Source organism: Kribbella sp. (genome assembly GCF_035687465.1).
Classification (GTDB): Bacteria; Actinomycetota; Actinomycetes; order Propionibacteriales; family Kribbellaceae; genus Kribbella.
Window position 1 is genome coordinate 1 of record NZ_DASRXP010000693.1, and the last position, 19539, is coordinate 19539.

Consider the following 19539-nt stretch of genomic DNA (forward strand, 5'->3'; position numbering starts at 1 on the left):
GGGCTGGTTTGCTTTTCGTGGGGTTGCTCATCACGCCTCCCGTCGTCTGGTGATCAGCCGGACGGCGATCGTGAGGAGCGCGGTGACGAAGAGCAGCAGCATCGAGGCCGCGGAGGCGACGCCGAGATCGTTGCGCTCGAAACCGAGCGAGTACACCCGGGTCATCCAGACCTCGGTCGATCCGGCCGGTCCACCACCGGTGAGGACGTAGACCTCGGTGAAGATCCGCAGGCCCCGGATCGCCGCCAGCGTCAGCACCACCGTGAGCGCCGGCCGCAATCCCGGCAGGACGATGTGGCGCAACCGCTGCCGCCGGTTGACGCCGTCGACCGCGGCGGCTTCGTACAGCGTGCGGTCGATCCCGGCCAGTCCGGCCAGGATGATCACCATGTCGTACGGCGCGCCGGACCAGATGCCGACCGCCATCACCGACCCGAGCGCGGAGTCCGGCGAGCTCAGGAAGCTGAACGGCCCGAGACCGAACGTCGCGAGGATCTGGTTGACGAAGCCCGCGTCGGTGGGGAAGTAGAGGATCCGCCAGACCTCGCCGATCACGGCGACGGCGGTGACCACCGGCAGGAACACCGCGGTCCGCAGCACCCAGAGCGACCGGGCCTGTCCCTCGAGCAGCAGCGCGAGCCCGAAGCCGACCACCAGCGCGCCGACCGTCTGACCGACGCCCAGCACGAGGGTGTGGCCGAGAGCATCGAGGAACCGCTGGTCGGTGAGGACCGTGGCGTAGTTCTGCAGCCCCACCCATTCGTTGCCGAGGAACGGCTGGACCTTGTACAGGCTCATCCGGATGCCCTCGACCATCGGGATGAACTTGAACACTGCCGCGAACAGCAGCGCCGGCGCCAGGAACATCCACGGCAACCAGGACGAGCCGCGCAGTACGGCGGGCGGACGCCGGGCGGCCGCCGCGCCAGGCCGTGGCTTCACCGCGTGCCCGGCAGGCCGCGGTTTCACGGCCTGCCCGGCACGCTCCCACAGCGTGTTGATGGGCGACGTCACTCGGCGAGATCCTGCGACTTGAGTTCGGCGTTGATCGCCTGGTCGAGCGACTTCAGGCCCGCGTCCAGATCGCTGGAGCAACTCGACATCATCTTGTTGATGCCCTCACCGAGAGCCTGGCGGATCGGCTGGAAGTTGATCGACCAGACGAACGCCTTCGAGTTCGCGGTGTACTCGTCCTGGACCAGCTTCCACCGCGGGTCATTGCGCACCGCACCGGCATCGAGCGTCTTGTTCACCGGGAGCCGGACCACCGGCTGGGCCGCCCCGTCCGGGGCCATCCCGATCTTCTGCGCGTCCGGCGAGATCAGGAACTCGGCCAGCGCCTTCTGCTCGGCGGTCTTGTCCGAACCGGCGCCGAAGTAGATGTTCTCGCCTTCGGCCAGCGTCGTCGTACCGACCGGGCCCTTCGGCATCGGGATCACCTCGTACTTGTCCTTGCCGGGTGCCTTGTCGTACCCGCTGAAGGTGTACGGCCCGGTCAGGTAGATCCCCGCCGTGCCCTCGCCGAAGAACGGCGTGTCCGAGGTGGTCAGGTTCAGCGATCCCGGCACCACGTTGCCCGGCGTACAGAACTGCTTGCGGACCCACTCCAGCGCGGTCTTGGTCTGCGGCGAGTTGATCACCGACTTGTACTTCGTGTCGCCGGCCTTCTCGACGATGTCGCCACCGGCCTGCCAGATGTACGACGAAGCCCACCAGCCGATGTAGCCCCGCTTGCTCGAGCCCGGGACCACCATGCCGTAGGTGTCGGCCTTGCCGTTGCCGTCCGGATCCTTGGTGGCGAAGGCGTTCGCGAGCGCCGCGAGCTCGTCCCAGGTCTTCGGCACCGGCAGCCCGAGCTTCTTGCGCCAGTCCGACCGGACCACGGTCGCGAAGGACTGGCGGGAGAACGGGACCCCGTACGTCGCGCCGTCGAGCCCCTGGTTCTGCGCCCAGGTCTCGTCGGTGATCTGGTCGCTGCCGGCGATGTCGCCCTTCTCGACCTTGGTGACGTAGCCCTGCGACTGGTAGGAACCCAGCAGACCGGCGTCGTTGATCCAGACGTCCGGCAGGTCCTTGGACGAGGCCCGCGCCTGCAACTGCGTGTCGAACTCGATCACGCCCTGGTAGTCGACCTTGATCCCGGTCTTCTGCGTGAAGGCGGCCAGGATCGCCTCGTACGTCTTCGCCGGGTCCGGCGCGCTGCGCGACCAGACCTCCAGCGGTTTGCTGCTGTCGGAGCTCTTGCCGTCGTCGCCCCCGCAGGCGCTCAGCGAGCCGACCAGGGCCATCGCGGACAGGGCGGCTGCGGCCCTCTTCGCCGACGAAATCCTCATGGTCAGTCCCATCCCTTCGAAGCCTTCTGTGGTCCTTCTCTGCGCATTCACATATGTGAATACGATACATACTGGCGGAACACTTCGAAACGTATTAGCTTGTTCACGTATCTGTCAACGGATAGAAACATGGCGGTGTCCGGATCCGGCCACCACGGAGGGAGACGCGGTGCTGATCGTGATCACCGGAGCAGCCGGTCTGGTCGGCCGCTTGGTCCGCCCCCGGCTGGCGCGTTCCGACCGCACGCTGAGGCTGATCGACGTCGCCGGGATCGACGAACTGCACGCCGCCGAGGAATTCGTCGAGGCCTCGATCACCGACCTCGACGCCATGACCGAGGCCTTCCGCGGCGCCGACCTGGTCATCCACCTCGGCGGCCACTCCGCCGAGCGCCCGTGGCAACAGATCCTCGAGACCAACATCCAGGGCGGGTACGCCGTACTGGAGGCAGCCCATCGCGCCGGCGTACCGCGGATCCTGCTCGCCAGTTCCCTGCACGCGACCGGGTACGTCCGGGCTGCGGACGCCGCCGACGCCCCGGTGCTGCAGCCCAGGCCCGACACGTACTACGGCGTCGGCAAGGTGACCCTCGAAGCACTCGGCAGCCTGTACGCCGATCGCTTCGGCCTCACCGTGGTCTCCGCCCGGATCTGCACGGTCGCAGAGACGATCGGGACCGGCGGACGGACCCTGTCCACCTGGGTGTCGCCAGATGATCTGGCCCGGCTGGTCGAGGCCGTCGCCGTCCTCGAGGGGCCTGGCCATCACATCGTCTGGGCGGTGTCGGACAACACCCGCGGCTGGTTCTCGCTGGACGCCGGCAAGGCGATCGGCTTCCACCCGCTCGACGACGCGGAGCACCAGATCGGCCCCGCGACCGACGTACGGGCGGATCCGTCGGCCGTGCTGGCGGGCGCCTTCATCGATGCCGAGCACCCGCTGGGAGGCACGTGGTGACGACCGAGGACATCCGGCTGGTCAAATCGGCCGAGCGGAGCCTGCGCATCCTGGAGGTGCTCGGCGACGCGCGCGGACCGATGTCCGTCACCGAGCTGCACAAGCAGACCGGCTATCCGCGGTCGAGCCTGCATCAACTACTGCACACCATGATCGCGATGGGCTGGATCGAGTCGACCAACGAAGGGGCGATGGTCGGGATAGGGTCCCGCGCGCTGCTGGTGGGAACCGCGTACCTGGACCGGGATCCGGCGCTGCCGCACGGGATCCGCACACTGGAGCTGATCCGTGAAAAGACCGGCTACACGTCCCACTACGCGCGCCTCGAGGGCGCGAGCGTCATCTATCTGGCCACCCGCGAGGCGATCGCGCCGGCCCGCGCGACCAGCCGCGTCGGTCGGCAACTTCCCGCGCACGCGACGTCCCTGGGCAAAGCCCTGCTCGCCGAACTGACCGCGACCGAGGTCTCGCTGGAGCTGCCCTCCGATCCGCTGCCCTCGTTGACCGCGAACACCGTCACCACCCACGCGGCTCTCGCCAAGGAGCTCGAGAGCATCCGGCAGCGCGGGTACGCCTTGGAGCGCGAGCAGAACACGCTCGGCCTCGGCTGCATCGGCGTACCGGTGCCGTACCGCATCCCCGCCACCGACGCGATCAGCTGCTCGATCCCGATCGCCCGGTGTACCGACAAGGAGGTCGCGCGAGTAGCCGCGATCATCCGCGACCACGTCCAGCAACTCGCCACCACACTCCGTTCGGAAGGTATCCGCTAGAACTTCTCCGCGGCCGCCCGACCGAGCGAAGCCCGCCCAGCCGAATGGAGTCACTGTGCACCGCCATCACAGTCGCCGCACCTTCCTCGGGTTGGCGGCAGCCACTGCCGCCGCCGGAGTCACCGCGCGGGAGCCGGCGTTCGCCGGTCCCGACCGATCCCGGGTCCAGACCTATCCCCTGCCATCCATCTATCCGGTGTCCGTGGACTTCAGCTTGTCCGTCAACGGCACGCCGATCCCGGTCACCACCTTCGCACCCGAGCCGGGCAGCGAAGTCGAGTACCACTACGCCCACTTCTCCTTCCACGGCCGCGTCACGCTCGAAGTCAGCGTCGGCGCCGACATCGTGACGCACACGGTCAGCCCGCTCGCGCTGGACATCCCAACCCGTGCCCACGGCAACAAGCTGACCTTCAGCATCGACCGCAGCCGGTACCTGATCGTCAAGATCGACGACCTGCGGGAGCTGGTCATCGCCGCCGATCCAGCAGAGACCGCGCCGCCACGGGCGCACGGCCCCGGGATCTTCAACATTCTCGACTTCGGTGCGGACCCGACCGGCGGGACCTTGGCCACCCAGGCGATCCAGTCGGCGATCGACGCAGCGCAGGTGGCCGGGCGCGGGGTTGTCTACGTCCCGGCCGGCGTCTTCAGCATCGGCAGTCTCGTACTGCGCTCGCGCGTACACCTCTACCTGGCCGGAGGCTCTGTACTGCGTGCCACCGGTCGGCCGGCCGACTACGCGAAGAAGTTCCGGAAGGACAGCCTCAAGATGGACGGCACCTGGCTGATCTCGACCGAACCCGGCTCGTCGGACATCACCGTCTCCGGCCGCGGCACGATCGACGGCCAGGGTGCCCGGATGCGCAAGAACAGCAGCTACCTCAACCACCTGCTGATCCCGCTCGGCACCCGGCGCTTCCGCCTGGACGGCGTGATCGGCCGGGACGCCGGTTCATGGGCGGTGCTGCCCAGCCGGAGTTCCGACGTTCGGATCACCAACTACAAGGGATTCCAGTCCCAGCTGCAGTTCGAGAACGACGCGATCGACATCAACGAATGCCAGGACGTGATCGTCCGGCACACGATCGCGATCTCCGAGGACGACCCGTATTCGACCAAGGCCTGGGCCGAGGACACCGACCTGGCGCTGAGCTGGCCGCACCCGCGGCAACCGGTCGAGCGGGTGCTGTTCGAGGACATCGTCGCCTGGACCCACTGCGCCGCGTTCAAGATCGGCAACGGCCACTTCTCGCGGCAGACGGATGTCACCTACCGAAAGGGCTATGTCTACAACGCGACCAGGGCGATCGCGGTCGATCCGGCGTACGGCAGTGAGCCCTGTACCCGCATCCGCTATGAGGACATCGACGTCGAGTCGCTGGACCACAACCGCGGCAACCAGAACTGGCTGCTGATCAACACTCGCGAACGCGGCACCGGCATCGGCCCCGTCTCAGGAGTCGTCGTCGACCGGGTCAACGTCCGGCACCAGGGCGCGATGAAGCCATTGCTTGCCGCCGGCAACGCCAACGGGACGATCAACGACATCACCCTACGCAACATCGTCATCGAGGGCACGCCGTTGCGGTCCTTCGAGCAACTCGCCATTCCGCTCGGGCCGAACGTCGAGAAGCCCGTCGTGAGCTTTCATGGAGGGGTCCGATGAGCCGGCGTGCACTGCACTTGGTGGTCGCCCTTGGCTCCTTGCTCGCGATGGTAACCATGCCAGGCTCCCCCACCGCGGCCGCCACTGGCACTGCTGCCGCCCGCATCGACAGCTACTCGCAGCCTGCGATCTACCAGCGGTCCCCCGACTACGAGTTGACCGTGAACGGCAAGTTGATCGACGTGGTCGACTATCCGGGGTACGACTACGCACACTTTTCGATGAGCAAGGGCTCGGCCACGATCGCGGTGCACAAGGTGAACAACACGGCCATCGGCGCCTACACGATCTCGCCGCGCAAACTCGGTCTGCAGGGCACGGTGAACGGCTCGACGCTGACCTTCACCGTGCAGAACGACGAATACCTGATCGTGAAGCTCGACGGCCGCCCGGACCTGGTGATCGCCGCGGACCCCGCCGAGACCGATCGGCCGGCGTCGTCGGGACCGCGGATCCACAATGTGGTGGCGGGTGGTGCCGATCCGACCGGCTCGGCGATGTCTACGGCCGCAGTACAAGGGGCTGTCGATGCGGCGACCAAGGCCGGCGGAGGTACCGTCTACGTGCCGGCCGGTGTCTACAAGGTCGGCAATGTGCTCCTGAAGAGCAACGTGTCGCTCTACCTCGAACCAGGCGCGGTGTTCCGCTTCACGGGGAACCCGGCCGACTACACCAAGCACTGGCACAAGGACTCGCAGAACCGCGACATCACCTGGTGGATCTCGACCGCGTTCGGCTCCTCGAACATCCGTGTCTACGGTCGCGGAACCCTGGACAGCAACGGCTCCGAGGCGATCAGCAAGTACAACTTCGCGGCCAACGTGCTGGTGCCGATAGCAACGACTGGCTTCCGCTTCGACGGCCTGATCGTGCGCGAGTCCGGCGCCTGGGCGATCGTCACGGCGCGGTCGCGCGACCTGACCTTCACCAACGTGAAGGTGTTCAACCGGCTGGACATGGGCGAGAACGACGCCCTGGACGTGAACGAATCGCAGAACGTCACCGTCCGGCACGGCATCGGCATCAGCCTCGACGATCCGTGGACGACCAAGACCTGGCGCGAGGACACCGACATCGCTCTGCCTTGGCCCGGTGCGCCTCAACGGATCGAGAAGGTGCTGTTCGACGACCTGATCTCCTGGACCCGCTGCTACGGCTTCAAGGTCGGCCAGGGCGCCCTGCAACCGCAGAACAACGTCACCTTCCGCAACGGCGTCGTGTACGACGCGGCGATCGGGCTGGGCATCCACCACAGGTACGGCTCGGCGGCGGTGACAGGAGTGCACTTCGAGAACATCGACATCGAGAAGATCGGAGTGAAACTCGTCGACGACCGGACCTGGTTGCGCTTCATCGTCGAGGATCGCGGGCTCGGCGCTGGGCCGGTGCGAGGCGTTGACGTCAAGAACATCACCGTCAGGGACAAGGGCACGACGTACGGCGTACTGAAGGGCTTCAACTCTTCCTCGACCATCAGCGATGTGCGCTTCGACCGCGTAATGATGCCGGGGGCAACCACTCCGGCGACCACGCTGACTGCGATGAACATCATCGACCGGAGCAACTACAGCGGCATCACCATCAAACCGAAGCAGGATCCCGAGCCGGAGCCGCAACCGAATCTCGCCCTGAACAAGCCCGCGACCGCCTCGACCGGGAACGAGATCGCCGGCCAAGCGGTGGACGGCAGCCTGTCGACCCGGTGGGGTTCCGAGCGCACCGACAACCACTGGCTCCAGGTCGACCTGGGATCACCGACGAGCATCAAGGGCGCGACCATGTACTGGGAGGCGGCGTACGCCAGGACTTACACCCTCCAGGTCTCCGACAACGGCACCTCCTGGCGCGACGTCTACTCGAACAACGCCGGCGCCGGCGGGGTGGAGACAGCGAACTTCACTCCGACAACCGCCCGCTACGTCAGGCTGAACTGTCTCCAGCGAGCCACCCAGTACGGCTTCTCCCTCTGGGAGTTCCAGATCCACTGACGCTATCGGAATCATCGGCCGTCGAAGACCAGGCTGCCGACAATTCCAGGCGGGCGGCACCTCGTCACGGTTGGTCAGACCTGGATCTGTCCGCCGTCGACGAAGTGCTCCGCACCGGTGATGAACGAACTCTCCGGCCCGGCAAGGAAGGCGGCCAGCGCCGCAACCTCTTCGGGACGGCCCATGCGTTGCAGCGGCAGCTGTGAGGAGAGCGCACCGTGGAAGTCGTCGACGCTCTGGCCGAGCCTGGCGGCCAGGCCTTCGATGGCGGGTGTGGCGATGGGACCGGGCGTGATGACGTTGACGCGCACTCCGCGCGGGGCCAGCTCCGCGGCCCAGGTCCGGCCCAGACTGCGCACGGCCGCCTTGGACGCGGCGTAGATGCCCATCCGGTCGGCGCCTTGATGGATGGTGGAGGAGGCCAGCAGGATCACCGACGCGGGCTGAGCGAGCAGTGGCAGCGACTTCTGCACGGTCAGCAAGCTGCCCTTGGTGTTCACGCCGAAGACGTGGTCGAACTGCTCCTCGGTAACGTCCTCGAGGCGGGCGCCGTCGCCCAGGCCGGCGTTGGCCACGACGACGTCCAGTAGCCGCCCGTCGCCGCGGATGACATCCATGACCCGGTCGAGGTCGGCGGCCTGCGAGACGTCGCCCGGCACGGCGACCGCGTTGGGCCCGATCTCCTCGGCCACGGCTTCGAGTTCGTCCTTGCGGCGACCGGTCAGGTAGACGCGGGCGCCGTCATCGGCAAACCGCTGGGCGATCGCCCGTCCGATACCGCTGGAGGCGCCGGTGACCAGGGCCGTCTTTCCATCCATGGGACGCATCGCACGAATCCTTTCGAAGTGACTGTGGTGTTCGGGCAGCCACTCTTTCTTGACTGCCTCGTCCAGAACATAGCACGATTCTGGACGAGGCAGTCAAGAATTGGTAGTGTGGGCGCATGGCACGACCCCGAGGCTTCGATGAAGGCGAGGTCCTGCGCGCCGCAAGGGACCAGTTCTGGTCGACCGGCTACGCGGCCGCGAGGATAGACGACATCGCCGCGGTCACCGGCCTGGGCAAAGGGAGCCTCTACGGCGCCTTCGGTGACAAGCACCAACTGTTCCTTCGGGTCTTCGACGACTACTGCGTCGGCATAACCGAGGCCGTGCGCCGGGCGCTCGCCGGCCCGGATGCCGGGGCCTACGAGCGACTGCGGGCACATGTGCTGGCGGTGGCGGACGCCACCGCGGCGGATGCCACCCTGCGCGGATGTCTGCTGGCCAAGGGCACCGCCGAGCTGTCCGCACAGGATCCGGCCGTCGCGGCAAGGGCCCGCAAGACCCTCGAGGACCTCGATGAGTTGATCTCGTCGTGCGTCGCGGCAGCGCAGCGCGCCGGCGACATCGCCCCGGAGCAAGACCCCGCCCGTCTCGGTGGGCTCCTGCTGGCGGTGCTTCGCGGGATCGAAGCGCTGGGCAAGGGCGGCGCCAGCCCCGCCTCGCTACGGGCGATCGCCGAGACCGCCCTAGCGGTTCTACCGCGGCCGTAGTCGGGCGCAGTTGGATGCCGGTCAGGCCATCACGGACCGCGGTTCGAGAAAGCCCTCAAGACCGAAGGTGCCGTACTCCCGCCCGATGCCCGACTGCTTGAAGCCCCCGAACGGGGACAGCGGCTCATAACCACCGTTGATCGCCACCCGGCCCACCTCGAGCCGCGACGCGATGCGGTGCGCTCGCGCTGGATCGGACGAAAACACATAAGCATGCAGGCCGTAGTCCGAATCGTTGGCGATCTCAACGGCGTGGTCCTCGTCGCGATAGGTGAGGATCGACAGCACCGGCCCGAAGATTTCCTCGCGCGCGATCCTCATGTCGTTGGTGACGTCGGCGAACAGCGTCGGTCGCACGTAGTACCCGTCCGCAAGTCCCTCGGGGCGGTCGGGTCCGCCGGCGACGATCCGGGCGCCTTCCTCGACACCGAGACGGATGTAGCTCTGCACCCGCTCCCACTGCCGTTCGCTCACCATCGGACCGATGGCGGTCGCCGGGTCGCGCGGATCGCCAACGGGGAAGTCAGCCATCTTCGCCGTGGCGACAGCGAGCACCTCGTCCAGTCGGCTCTCCGGGACGAGGATGCGGGTGCCGGCCACGCACGCCTGGCCGCTGTTGGCGAAACCGGACATGAGCGCACCGGTGACGGCTTCGTCGAGATCGGCGTCGTCGAGGATGATCGACGGAGACTTGCCGCCGAGTTCGAGCGTCAGGCTCTTCAACGTGTCGGCCGCCTCGCGGAAGATGACCCTGCCGGTCGCGGTCGAGCCGGTGAAGGAGATCTTGGCGACATCCACGTGGTGGGTGATGGTGGTCCCGACGACATCGCCGCGCCCGGTCACGATGTTGAAGACACCTTTGGGCAGTCCGGCTTCGTGGAGTGCCTGGGTGATGGCCTGGGTCTGGGTCGCGCTCATCTCACTGGGCTTGATGACGACAGTGCAGCCGGCTGCCAAAGCGGTCGCGAGCTTGTCGGCGATGAAGAACGGATCGGAGTTCCACGGCGTGATCAGGCCGGCGACGCCGACCGGCGCGATCTCCACGGTCGCGTTGCCGACCTGCCGGGTGAAGTCGAAGCCCTCCAACGTCGTGATCATGTCGGCGAACGCAGTCACGGTCGAATCGACCATGAACGAGTTGTGCACCGGCGCGCCGTACTCCACGGTGATGGCTTCCAGAATTTCGTTCCTCCGCGCGGCGACCGCGGCCTGAAGCCTGCGCAGCGCGTCGATTCGCTCTTCTTTCGAGGTCGCGGACCAAGCCGGCAGCGCACGCTTCGCCGCTGCGACAGCCGCCTCTGTGTCCACCTCGTCAGCGAGCTGGACCTGTCCGATCACCTTCCCGGTGGCGGGATTGAACAGATCGAAGAGTTCCGTGCCGTGCGGGGTGACGAACTCACCGTCGATGTAGATTTTGTTGATCACGTTCTCTTGCATGATGGTCTCCTGGACATGTTTTCGCTGCCGAGACCACGGAGTGGCCGGCGGTTGTAGAACGGATGGGTCGGACTATCCGACCGGCGCCGAGGATGCTGTCCGCAGCTCCTCGTCGTCGAACACGATCTCGACCAGCGGGCTGCGCGCGAGCCATTCGTCGAGGTTCTGGCGCCGGGTGACCCTCGCCGCGATGTCGGGCCGGTTTTGCAGGTCGAGGACCGCGGTGATCACTCGTCGCCGAGTCGGCTCGTCGACCGGCACCGCGGTCGCGGGCAGGTCGCCCGTGACGCCGTGCTTGAGATGCACGATGAACCGTGGATTGGCGCGCAGGTTCGCGTACCAGCTGCGGGGACCGGGTACGCCGGTCAGGTACCAGCGACCGTCGACGCGATGGAACCAGATCTCGATGCGCCGCGGGACGCCACTGCGCGCGCCCAGTGTCGTGATGTCGATCGTGTAGGCGGCCGTAGCGGACTCCGGCCCGATGTCGAGGGCGCGGACAACAGCGTCGTTCATTTCCCGCCTCTGCTTGGAAGATTCCCCGGAATCCATTGCGGTTCCGATATCTCCAGCAAAGCAACGGCGCAGGCGCCAGGCCAGCAAGATCCTCTCGCGTGGTTACACAATCCTCTTCGCTCTGTCGGCTTTCACGGCAGGGCCGCGGCAGTGGCACCGGCTCCGTCACGCAGACGCACCGCATCAACGCTCGGCGGGGCACCGAACTGGCGCCGGTACTCCCGGCTGAACTGGGACGCATTGTCGTAGCCGACGCGGTGGCCGACTCCGGTGATGTCGTTCGGACTGTTCGCCAGCAGCAATCTCGCCGCTTGCAGCCGGATGTGCTTCTGGAACTGGATCGGGGTCATCGCCGTGACAGCTTGGAAGTTTCGATGGAAGGCAGAAACACTCATCCCCGAAAGTTGTGCTAGTTCCTCGACCCGGAAGGGCTTCGAGTAGTTCTCCCGGATCCACCGCACAGCACGTCTGATGTGCGTCAGACTGCTGTCGGCCAAACCGAGCTGACGGACGACGTCACCTTGTTCCCCGGTGATCAACCACCAGAGGATCTCGCGCTTGACCAGCGGGGCCAACGCCTTCCGGTCCCTCGGCCGGTCGAGCAGGCGCAGCAGCCGCACGACAGCGTCGAGCAACTCGTCCGGGGCGTCACTGACCGCGATTCCCGGGCGTGCGGTGCCGGGGGATCGCGGCAGATCGCCAGGCCCGGCCTGCAGCAGCAGCTCCGCGATGGCGGCGGGTTCCAGGGTCATCCCGAAACCGAGCGTGGGGTGGCCCGGGGCGGCGTCGATGGCGTGCCCTGTCACCGGGAGGTCGACCGAGGCGACGAGGTACTGACCAGCGCCGTACTCGAAGACGCGAACCCCCAGTGCCAGACGCTTGGTGCCCCGGGCGACGACCGCCAGCACCGTGCCGGACATCGACGACTGCGGCGGAACACTGTGGTCGATCCTGCAGATCCGGACGCCGTCGATGGCAGTGGTCAGATCAGGACGCACATGCCGCTCCAGCAGGTTGCGAAGCTCATCCAGAGACATGTCGCCAGTGCAACACAAAACCCGCGGCGATCCGCCGCAGCGAGAGGATCGTGCGACGAATCGCGAGTTTCATGAAGACCGCGCAGTTCGGCAGCTGTCCTAGCCATCCGGACGAACGGACCCCCGAGGTGCCGCCCGCCGCGCCGCCTGCTAGACGATCTTGAACGTGCTGTGCTGATCGAGACCTGTGGCGGCGGTCCAGGCCGCTGCCTGCTCGATGGTCTCGGTGCGTTGGTACTCGAGCTTGGTGCCCGCGTGCAGTGAGATCACGTTGTTGTCGACGACCATGCCCGCGGGCGGAGCGGTGTGGGCGAAGTACGTGTAGTTCTGCGCGGCGTCGACGAACGTGTTCCCCGTGATGCTCAGACCCGCGCACGGAAGTTGGGTGTCGTAGAACAGGAGGTGGGTGCTCTTGCCGGTCTTGTCCGGCCGGACGACCGCTCCCCAGCCGCGACCCGCCCCGGTGCAGCGGTTGTTCGCGAAGGAGCTGTTGGTGAAGCCGCTGCCGGCCGCCGTACCGGGACCGGCGCACCACATCTCGAACGACTGGGTGCAGTTGATGATCGAGGAGTCGGTGATGTGGACGTTGCTCCAGCCGACCTGGGCGCCGGATTGCGTCCCCTGGCAGGTGACGCCGACGTCGTACACGTCGGAGATGGTGCAGCCGGTGACAGTCACGTTGCTGCCGCCGATCCAGATCTCCACCCCGTTGCCGTACCGCGTGTTCGCCGGCCCGCCGGTGTAGATGAGTTGCGAGCCGCCGATCTCGGCAATCACCGTGTTCGACAGGGTGACGTTGTTCTGCAGGCCCGGCGTACGGACTCCGTGCCCGCCAGAACCCCGGAGCTCGAGACCGTTGATCGCGACGGCCGACTGGGCCGTCACCAGGTTGCCGTCGACTGCCACCCGGACGTCGCCGGCCGAGGCGGGGTTGCTGCCGAGCCGGACATAGAGGTACTGGCTGTCGTTGTAGAAGTCCCAGTCGGCAGCCAACGAGGCGAGGGCGAAGAACTTCGCCGCCTTGATCACGCCGTTGACCCGGATGAACCCGGCGTTGGTGTTGGTCGACCCGGTGTTGCCGGTGTACGCGCCTGAGCCGGCCGTGAGGTCGATGCGCCAGACGTTGGCGGAGTACTGGGTCCAGCCGGCGGTCGAGTTGCAGATCTTCAGGTTGCTGATGCGCGGCCGTGCGCCAGAACCGTAGGCACCGAAGGTCAGCACCGGATCGGTAGCCGCGGCGGTGGGGATGGAGTTGATGGTGCCGAAGAACTCGTCGCCGGCGCGGAGGCGGACGGTGTCGCCGCGGACGATCGTCCCGTCGGCCAGCGCCTGGTTGAGCTTGGTGATGGACTTCCAGGCGGCCGACTGCGTTTTACCGTTGGCGGTGTCGGATCCGGCGCTGCTGACGTAGTAGGTGGTTGCCGTGGGCCCGCAACCTGGGCGGTGACCCTTGCGATCCGGCTGGGCGGCTGCGGTGCCCGCGGTGGCGGCTGTGGCGGTCACTGCGGCGGCGGCAGTGAGGATCGTGCGGCGACTCAGCCTGCTTGGGTGCTCTGTGTCATTCATCGGAATCCCTGTCTGGCTTGGCGGGGTAGGGGATCGTGTTGGAAGAGCCGTCCGGCCAGTCGATGACGATCTCGTCCGACCGAACCTGGACCGATGGAATCGCTGCTGGTGAGCCGGCGAGGACCACAGCAGCTGCATAGATGGCGCCGGGTGTGACGGGTGACGTACTGCGCACCAACTCGACGGTGAGCTCTTCACCGAACGCGTTCCCGAGCCCGAGGGACGACGTCTCGTGATCCCACTCACCGTGCAGGCCGACAACCCTGGTATCCAGATCGGTTCGAGTTCCCGGTGCCGGCCTCGTGGGAGTTGCGTAGCCCGAGATGACCAACTGACAGTCCCCTAGAGCCACGGACCAGGGCTCGACCGAGACGATACGGACCTCGGTGGCGCCGTGGAGGACCGAAGTACAGGTGATCCAAGGCCCACGGTCGAGGGACTCCGGATCGTCGGGCCGGACGAACGTGGCTCGGTGCCGGCTCGTCACCCACCGGTCGCCGGTCTCGATCAGGTCGATCGGCCGGCGCTGGGATCTCCGCCCCGAGCTGTCGATGAGCGCCACCACGTTGTCGCCCAGGGCATCTGGGTCGGCCGGCGTTTCTTCCGCGGGTGCGGGCGCGGTGACCGTCGAATACGCGAGGCGACAGTAGTTGGCGTCCTCGATCGACGGTTGTACGCCGGAGTGGTCGACACCGTGGTTCGCGACCCTCACGATCCCGTCGTCCATCGATCTGGACACCACCCAGCCGATCGGCGCGATCAGGTGCGTGCCCTCGAGCCGGTCGGGGACGTCCGGCGCTGACCACAGCGGATGATCCTCGCCGAGGACGAGGCCGGCGAGCCCGAGGCTTGCCCAGTACGGCGATCCCGGACCCGAGTAATGCTGTCGCATCGGCAGGTACTCGCGATGCCAGCCGAGGGTGAGACGGCCGGTATCGAAGCAGCCGGAGTCGACGAAGTGGTTGACCGAGCCCAAGGCGATCCGTCGGCACTCGCCGGCCTCGAGCGCCTTCGCGTCGAAGATCTGATCCGCCCAGACCGCGCCGACGGCGGCGAAGCGGTAGACCAGGGAACGCCCCTGGTACAGCGGCGCGCCGTCGGGTCCGAACAGCCAGCGTGCGTCGGTGAGATAGCCGGCGAGGCGGGACCGGTAGCGCTCGAGCAACTCCGTGATCCCGTCGACGCCGGGAGACATCCGGCAGTACCAGAGCGCGAAGAAGTGCATCATCCAGCCGCCGTACCAGTCGACGTTGCCACCGCGGCCGTCCAGCCGTCCGTCGGAGTACCAGCCGTCGCCGAGGTAGCAGGTTTCCAGGAAATCGAGATTGCGATCGATCACGCTTGCGTCGTACGGGCCTGAGACCGATCTCAAGAATGCCTGGGTGACGTTGGCGAACCACCGCCAGTTGTTGTCGGCGTACCAGACCTCGGCCGACGGGGCGAGGTAGTCGATGACGCGTTGCCGCGCGCCATCGGGTAGCTGGTCCCACAGCCACCGCCGGGACTCGAACAGCCCGATGGCGAGCAGGGCCGCCTCGACGCGGGCTTGCGGACGGTCGGCCAGGCTCGGCCATCGCTCCGGCGAAGCGGGATCCGTGCCGGCGACCAGGCCGGCGGCGTACCAGCCGGCATGATCGTGCGGATCCTGGTCGGTGTTCGACAGCCGGAACCCCACCGCCAGCAGGGATCTCGCGAACGCTTCCATGCCGTCGCTCGCCTGCCCCGAGGCAGACGGTGGTCCGGGAAGATCGAAGCGAGCGTGTCCGGGGCTCGCCCAAGGGCGAATTCCGAGAAGCATCCGATCGGCAACGTCCACCAGGCTCTGCCGATCGCCGACGCCGACCGGTCGAGCCTCGATCGGCTCTGCCCGCGGCGTGCGCAGTCTGTCCATCGGGTCAGCGGCCTCCCGCCTTCTGCAGTTGGTCCTCGTAGTCCCGGCGCATCCCGTCGCCGGCGCCCTGCCGCCAGACCGTGATCAGGTTGTCCAGGGTGGAGACGGGCTGCCGACCCTGGACGATCTGGTTGATGCCGTCCTGGAAGGTCTTGTCGACGGGGGTGTTCTTCGACGCGAAGGTGTTGGAGAACAGCCCGAGGGCCGGATTGTCAACGCAGGTAGGGATTTCCCGGGACTGCCAGGCATGCTGAGTGTCAGCGTCCTGGGGGCGGCCGGCTTGATACAGCACTCCGGGCGCGTCGGCCATGTACCGGATCGGCAACACCGTGTTGGTGGTCCCCTTGGCGGTCAGTACCGGATCACCGTCCGCGTTGATGTTGTGATCGACACCTTCCTGCCCGTACAGCCGGTACAGGTACTCATCGGTGCCGAACGGCGCGGCCAGGTAGTTGAGCACGCGCAGCATCAGCTTGGTCTTCTCCGGGCTGTCCTGCTGCTTCAGCCCGGTCATCGAGTAGAAGCCGCTGCCGTACGTCCAGCGCGCCAGCTGGGAACCATCGCGTGTGTGGGTCGGCATCAGCCCGAGCTCGAAGCCCGGGTTGTTCTGGTTGTCGAGGATGTACTGGGTCCAGCCCGTGTAGCCGCCCCACGCGTCCATCGCCACCGTGCCGGCGTTGAACAACTGCTTGAACGGCTGCGAAGGGTTGAACGCGTCCGGGTGGATCACGCCGGACTTCCACATCGCGACCAGGTCGTTGACCGTCTGCTTGAACTCCTGGGTCTCGTACGCGTGGGTGAACTTGCCGCCCTCCTCGCGCCACACGTTCGGCTCACCGTTCACCCGGCCGAGCAACTGCCGAGCCTGCACCGGCAGGGCCAGCGCCCAGCGCCGCTTCTTGGGATCCGTGAGCGCCTTGGTCGTCTCGACCAGTTCCTCGTAGCTCTTCGGCTCGGGCGAGACTCCGGCCGCCTTGAACAGATCGAGGCGGATGAAGTTGTAGTTGCCGATCCGGCCGCGGGGAATGGGGATGCCGTAGATCCCGCCGTTGTAGACGGTCTGCTTCCAGGCGCTGGTCGGGATGTTGGCGAGGTTGGGGTAGTCCTTGATCGCGTCGCCGGACAGGAACTCGTCCAATCGGGTGAAGCGTTTCTCCAGCAGGGCCGGGTAGTTGGCCACGATGAGCATCTGGATCAGGTCCGGCAGGTCGTTGCCCGCGATCACCGTCGGGAACTTGGTCGCCCAGTCGGCCGCGCTGACCATCTGCAGATCGAGGTTGACGCCGAGCCTGTCGTCGAGGCCGGCCCAGTACGAGTTGCGGTCGCGGCCCGGCGGGATGGCGTAGAAGATGTTGGCCATGCCGGTGACGGTTTCGCCGTTGCCGGGCTTCTGCGGGACGGACTTGGGACGGCTGGTCGGGAAATGCCGGAATCCGGCATCGACTCCGGCGTCTGTGCCGGGCAGGTCGGGCTTGACCCCGCCGTACCGGATGTAGGTCGGTAGTTTGACGCTCGCGTTGGCTGAGGACGAGTTGCCCTGGTTGCTGCTGCCACCGCAGCCGGCCAGCGAGCCGGTTCCGATCAGCGCCGCCGCCCCGGCCGCGCCGGCCAAGAAGGTGCGACGGCTGACATGGATGCCTGTCATTGGTGCTCTCCTTTTCGTACTGCGGCCTTGAAGTACTACGGCCTCTAAGTACTGCGGCCTCTAAGTACTGCGGTCTCTGGCTGCGGCCTCTTGGTGGGGCTCAGCCTTTGACGGCGCCGATCATGACGCCCTTGGCGAAATGTCTTTGCAGGAAGGGATAGACGAGGAGGATCGGCAGGATGGCGATCACGAGGATCGACATCTGCATCGGGAGTTGGGGCGGGAGCGCTTCGCCGCTGCCGACCTGGTCGCCACCGATGGCGGACTGGTTGACGACGAAGGTGCGCAGTACCAGGGCCAGCGGCCACTTGTCGGTGGTCTGGATGTAGAGCATCGCGTTGAAGAACGCGTTCCAGTAGGAGACCGCGTAGAACAGGCCGATGACCGCGAGGACGGCCTTGGACAACGGCAGCACCAGCCGGAACAGGATCGTGGCGGAGGAGGCGCCGTCGATCGCAGCGGACTCGAACAGTTCTTGTGGAAGTTGCTGGAAGAACGCGCGCATCACGATCACGTTGAACGCGTTCACCATCACCGGCAGGATCAAGGACGCGTAGTTGTCGAGGAGCTGGAACTCCTTGACCACCAGGTAGGACGGGATCAGACCGGGGGTGAACAGGACCGCACCGAGCACGAGCAGGAGCATCGGTTTCGCTCCGGCCGCACCGGGCCGGGACAGCCAGTACGCCAGCCCGGCCGTGGTGGCCAGCGACACGAACGTGCCGACCGCGGTGATCAGGATCGAGATGACCATGGCCCGGGTGACGACACCGCCGGACAGGACCGCGGAGTACGCGTTCAGGGAGAACCCGTGCGGCCACATCACCATCCCGCCACCAGAGGAGTTGATCGTCTGCTGATCGGCCAGTGACGTCGCCAGCACCGACCAGAACGGGATGATCACCAGCAACAACGAGATTCCGAGCGCGACGGCCTTGGCTGCTTGGACCAGCGGACCGGGCGTCTCCATCCACACCGGGCGCTTCCCCGACCGGCGCCGGGGCTCGCTCTGGCTGCGCTGAGTTGCGCGTTGCTCGATCGTGGTCATTTCTCGTACACCCCGCGCTCCCCGAACAGATGGGCCAGTTTGTTCGCGCCGATCACCAGGGCGATCCCGACGACGCTCTTCACCAGCCCGGCTGCCGCCGACATGCCCCAGTTCCCGGCGATCACCCCGTTGTTGTAGACCCAGGTGTCCAGCACCTCACTGGCCGGCAACCCGACCGGGCCTTGCTGCAGGATGATCTGCTCGAACCCGACCGACAGGCTGTTGCCCAGTCGCAGGATCAGCAACAGGATGAACAAGCCCTTCAACGACGGCAGCGTGATGTGGAGCATCCGCTTCCACGCGCCCGCCCCGTCGACCGCGGCCGCCTCGTACTGCTCCTGGTCGATCTGTGAGATCGCGGCGAGGAAGATGATCGTTCCCCACCCCGTGTCCTTCCAGATCGCCTGCGTCGTCAACAGCACCTTGAACAACTCCGGTACTCCGATGACGTGGAACTGCGGCAGGTCGTGCTGGATCAGGAAGGTGTTCAGCATCCCCGCGTTCCCCAGCATCTGCTGGAACAGCGCGACCACGATCACCCACGAGAAGAAGTGCGGCAGATACAGCACCGACTGCATCAGCCGCTTCAGCCGCTCTCCCGCGAGACTGTTGAGCAGCAGCGCCAACGCCAACGGGACCGGGAACACCAGCACGACCTGGACCACCGTCAGCACCAGCGTGTTCGTCAGCGCGTTCAGGAACTCCGAGTTCCCGTCCCACAGGAACGAGAAGTTCGAGAACCCCACCCAGCCGGACTCCGTGATTCCCAGGTAGGGCTGGTAGTCCTGGAACGCGATCACGTTCCCCAGGATCGGCAGGTACTGGAACAGGATCAGCGCCAGCGCACCGGGCAGCCCGAGCGAGATCAGCAACTTGTCCCGGCGCGGACGGCGCCGAACCCGGGCTGCCTCACTCGTCATGTCGTGTCCTCCAGCGGAGGTAGGTGGCTGTCGAGGCGCCACGCTATACCGGTTTGGTAGCTGTCGACAATACCGGTTTAGTTGATAAGGTTCAGCAGACCCGAAGGGAGCAGGGGGTGCCGTGAACCGTGTAACCATCAGCGACGTGGCCCGGGCCGCGGGGGTGTCCAAGGGCGTGGTCTCGTTCGCCCTCAACGGCCGTCCGGGGGTGTCCGGGGAGAACC

At 66.6% G+C, this 19539-nt stretch carries 17 protein-coding genes; 6 read left to right on the forward strand and 11 right to left on the reverse strand.

Annotated features, from left to right (window positions below; genetic code table 11):
- Positions 1–30: 30 nt before the first annotated feature.
- Both VFG33_RS37590 and VFG33_RS37595 read right to left on the reverse strand, forming a co-directional pair.
- Complete coding sequence (locus VFG33_RS37590; protein WP_325057799.1) at positions 31–1014, reverse strand: carbohydrate ABC transporter permease; 984 nt, start codon at positions 1012–1014, stop codon at positions 31–33.
- Entirely contained in the window at positions 1011–2333 is a 1323-nt protein-coding gene (locus VFG33_RS37595) for an ABC transporter substrate-binding protein (RefSeq protein ID WP_325057800.1), read from the reverse strand. The genes VFG33_RS37590 and VFG33_RS37595 overlap by 4 nt, the downstream gene beginning before the upstream one ends.
- Positions 2334–2502: 169 nt before the next feature.
- Here VFG33_RS37595 and VFG33_RS37600 point away from each other — a divergent pair, with 169 nt between their 5' ends.
- From VFG33_RS37600 to VFG33_RS37615, 4 genes are all read left to right on the forward strand, one after another.
- Positions 2503–3291 carry an NAD-dependent epimerase/dehydratase family protein gene (locus tag VFG33_RS37600; protein ID WP_325057801.1) on the forward strand — a complete coding sequence of 263 codons (789 nt, stop codon included), beginning with the start codon at positions 2503–2505 and terminating at the stop codon, positions 3289–3291.
- Entirely contained in the window at positions 3288–4064 is a 777-nt protein-coding gene (locus tag VFG33_RS37605) for an IclR family transcriptional regulator (RefSeq protein ID WP_325057802.1), read from the forward strand. Before VFG33_RS37600 ends, VFG33_RS37605 begins: the two co-directional genes overlap by 4 nt.
- A gap of 91 nt (positions 4065–4155) precedes the next feature.
- Complete coding sequence (locus VFG33_RS37610) at positions 4156–5733, forward strand: glycosyl hydrolase family 28-related protein (protein WP_325057803.1); 1578 nt, start codon at positions 4156–4158, stop codon at positions 5731–5733.
- A complete protein-coding gene (locus VFG33_RS37615; RefSeq protein WP_325057804.1) occupies positions 5730–7721 on the forward strand; it encodes a discoidin domain-containing protein in 1992 nt (663 codons plus the stop codon). Before VFG33_RS37610 ends, VFG33_RS37615 begins: the two co-directional genes overlap by 4 nt.
- A 74-nt stretch (positions 7722–7795) precedes the next feature.
- Here the strand turns inward: VFG33_RS37615 and VFG33_RS37620 are convergent, their stop codons facing one another.
- Positions 7796–8539 carry an SDR family NAD(P)-dependent oxidoreductase gene (locus VFG33_RS37620; protein ID WP_325057805.1) on the reverse strand — a complete coding sequence of 248 codons (744 nt, stop codon included), beginning with the start codon at positions 8537–8539 and terminating at the stop codon, positions 7796–7798.
- A gap of 125 nt (positions 8540–8664) precedes the next feature.
- On the opposite strand from VFG33_RS37620, the gene VFG33_RS37625 reads away from it, so the two are divergent.
- Positions 8665–9255, forward strand: coding sequence for a TetR/AcrR family transcriptional regulator (locus VFG33_RS37625; RefSeq protein WP_325057806.1), 591 nt, complete (start codon positions 8665–8667; stop codon positions 9253–9255).
- 21 nt (positions 9256–9276) lie between these two features.
- On the opposite strand, the gene VFG33_RS37630 is transcribed toward VFG33_RS37625, so the two are convergent.
- From VFG33_RS37630 to VFG33_RS37665, 8 genes are all read right to left on the reverse strand, one after another.
- Complete coding sequence (locus tag VFG33_RS37630) at positions 9277–10692, reverse strand: aldehyde dehydrogenase family protein (protein WP_325057807.1); 1416 nt, start codon at positions 10690–10692, stop codon at positions 9277–9279.
- Between the two features lie 72 nt (positions 10693–10764).
- Positions 10765–11208, reverse strand: a complete 444-nt coding sequence (locus tag VFG33_RS37635; RefSeq protein ID WP_325057808.1) for a nitroreductase/quinone reductase family protein — start codon at positions 11206–11208, stop codon at positions 10765–10767.
- 131 nt (positions 11209–11339) lie between these two features.
- Positions 11340–12245, reverse strand: a complete 906-nt coding sequence (locus VFG33_RS37640; protein WP_325057809.1) for an AraC family transcriptional regulator — start codon at positions 12243–12245, stop codon at positions 11340–11342.
- A gap of 150 nt (positions 12246–12395) precedes the next feature.
- The gene (locus tag VFG33_RS37645; RefSeq protein WP_325057810.1) at positions 12396–13811 is read right to left on the reverse strand and encodes a hypothetical protein; all 1416 of its coding nucleotides are present in this window, start codon (positions 13809–13811) and stop codon (positions 12396–12398) included.
- Entirely contained in the window at positions 13804–15702 is a 1899-nt protein-coding gene (locus VFG33_RS37650; protein WP_325057811.1) for a DUF2264 domain-containing protein, read from the reverse strand. Before VFG33_RS37650 ends, VFG33_RS37645 begins: the two co-directional genes overlap by 8 nt.
- 4 nt (positions 15703–15706) lie before the next feature.
- Positions 15707–17347, reverse strand: coding sequence for an extracellular solute-binding protein (locus VFG33_RS37655; RefSeq protein WP_325057812.1), 1641 nt, complete (start codon positions 17345–17347; stop codon positions 15707–15709).
- A 100-nt stretch (positions 17348–17447) separates the two neighbouring features.
- Entirely contained in the window at positions 17448–18395 is a 948-nt protein-coding gene (locus tag VFG33_RS37660) for a carbohydrate ABC transporter permease (RefSeq protein ID WP_325057813.1), read from the reverse strand.
- Positions 18392–19315, reverse strand: coding sequence for an ABC transporter permease subunit (locus tag VFG33_RS37665; protein ID WP_325057814.1), 924 nt, complete (start codon positions 19313–19315; stop codon positions 18392–18394). The genes VFG33_RS37660 and VFG33_RS37665 overlap by 4 nt, the downstream gene beginning before the upstream one ends.
- A 121-nt stretch (positions 19316–19436) precedes the next feature.
- On the opposite strand from VFG33_RS37665, the gene VFG33_RS37670 reads away from it, so the two are divergent.
- Positions 19437–19539: LacI family DNA-binding transcriptional regulator (locus VFG33_RS37670; protein WP_325057815.1), on the forward strand; the 103-nt coding region annotated here is incomplete at its 3' end.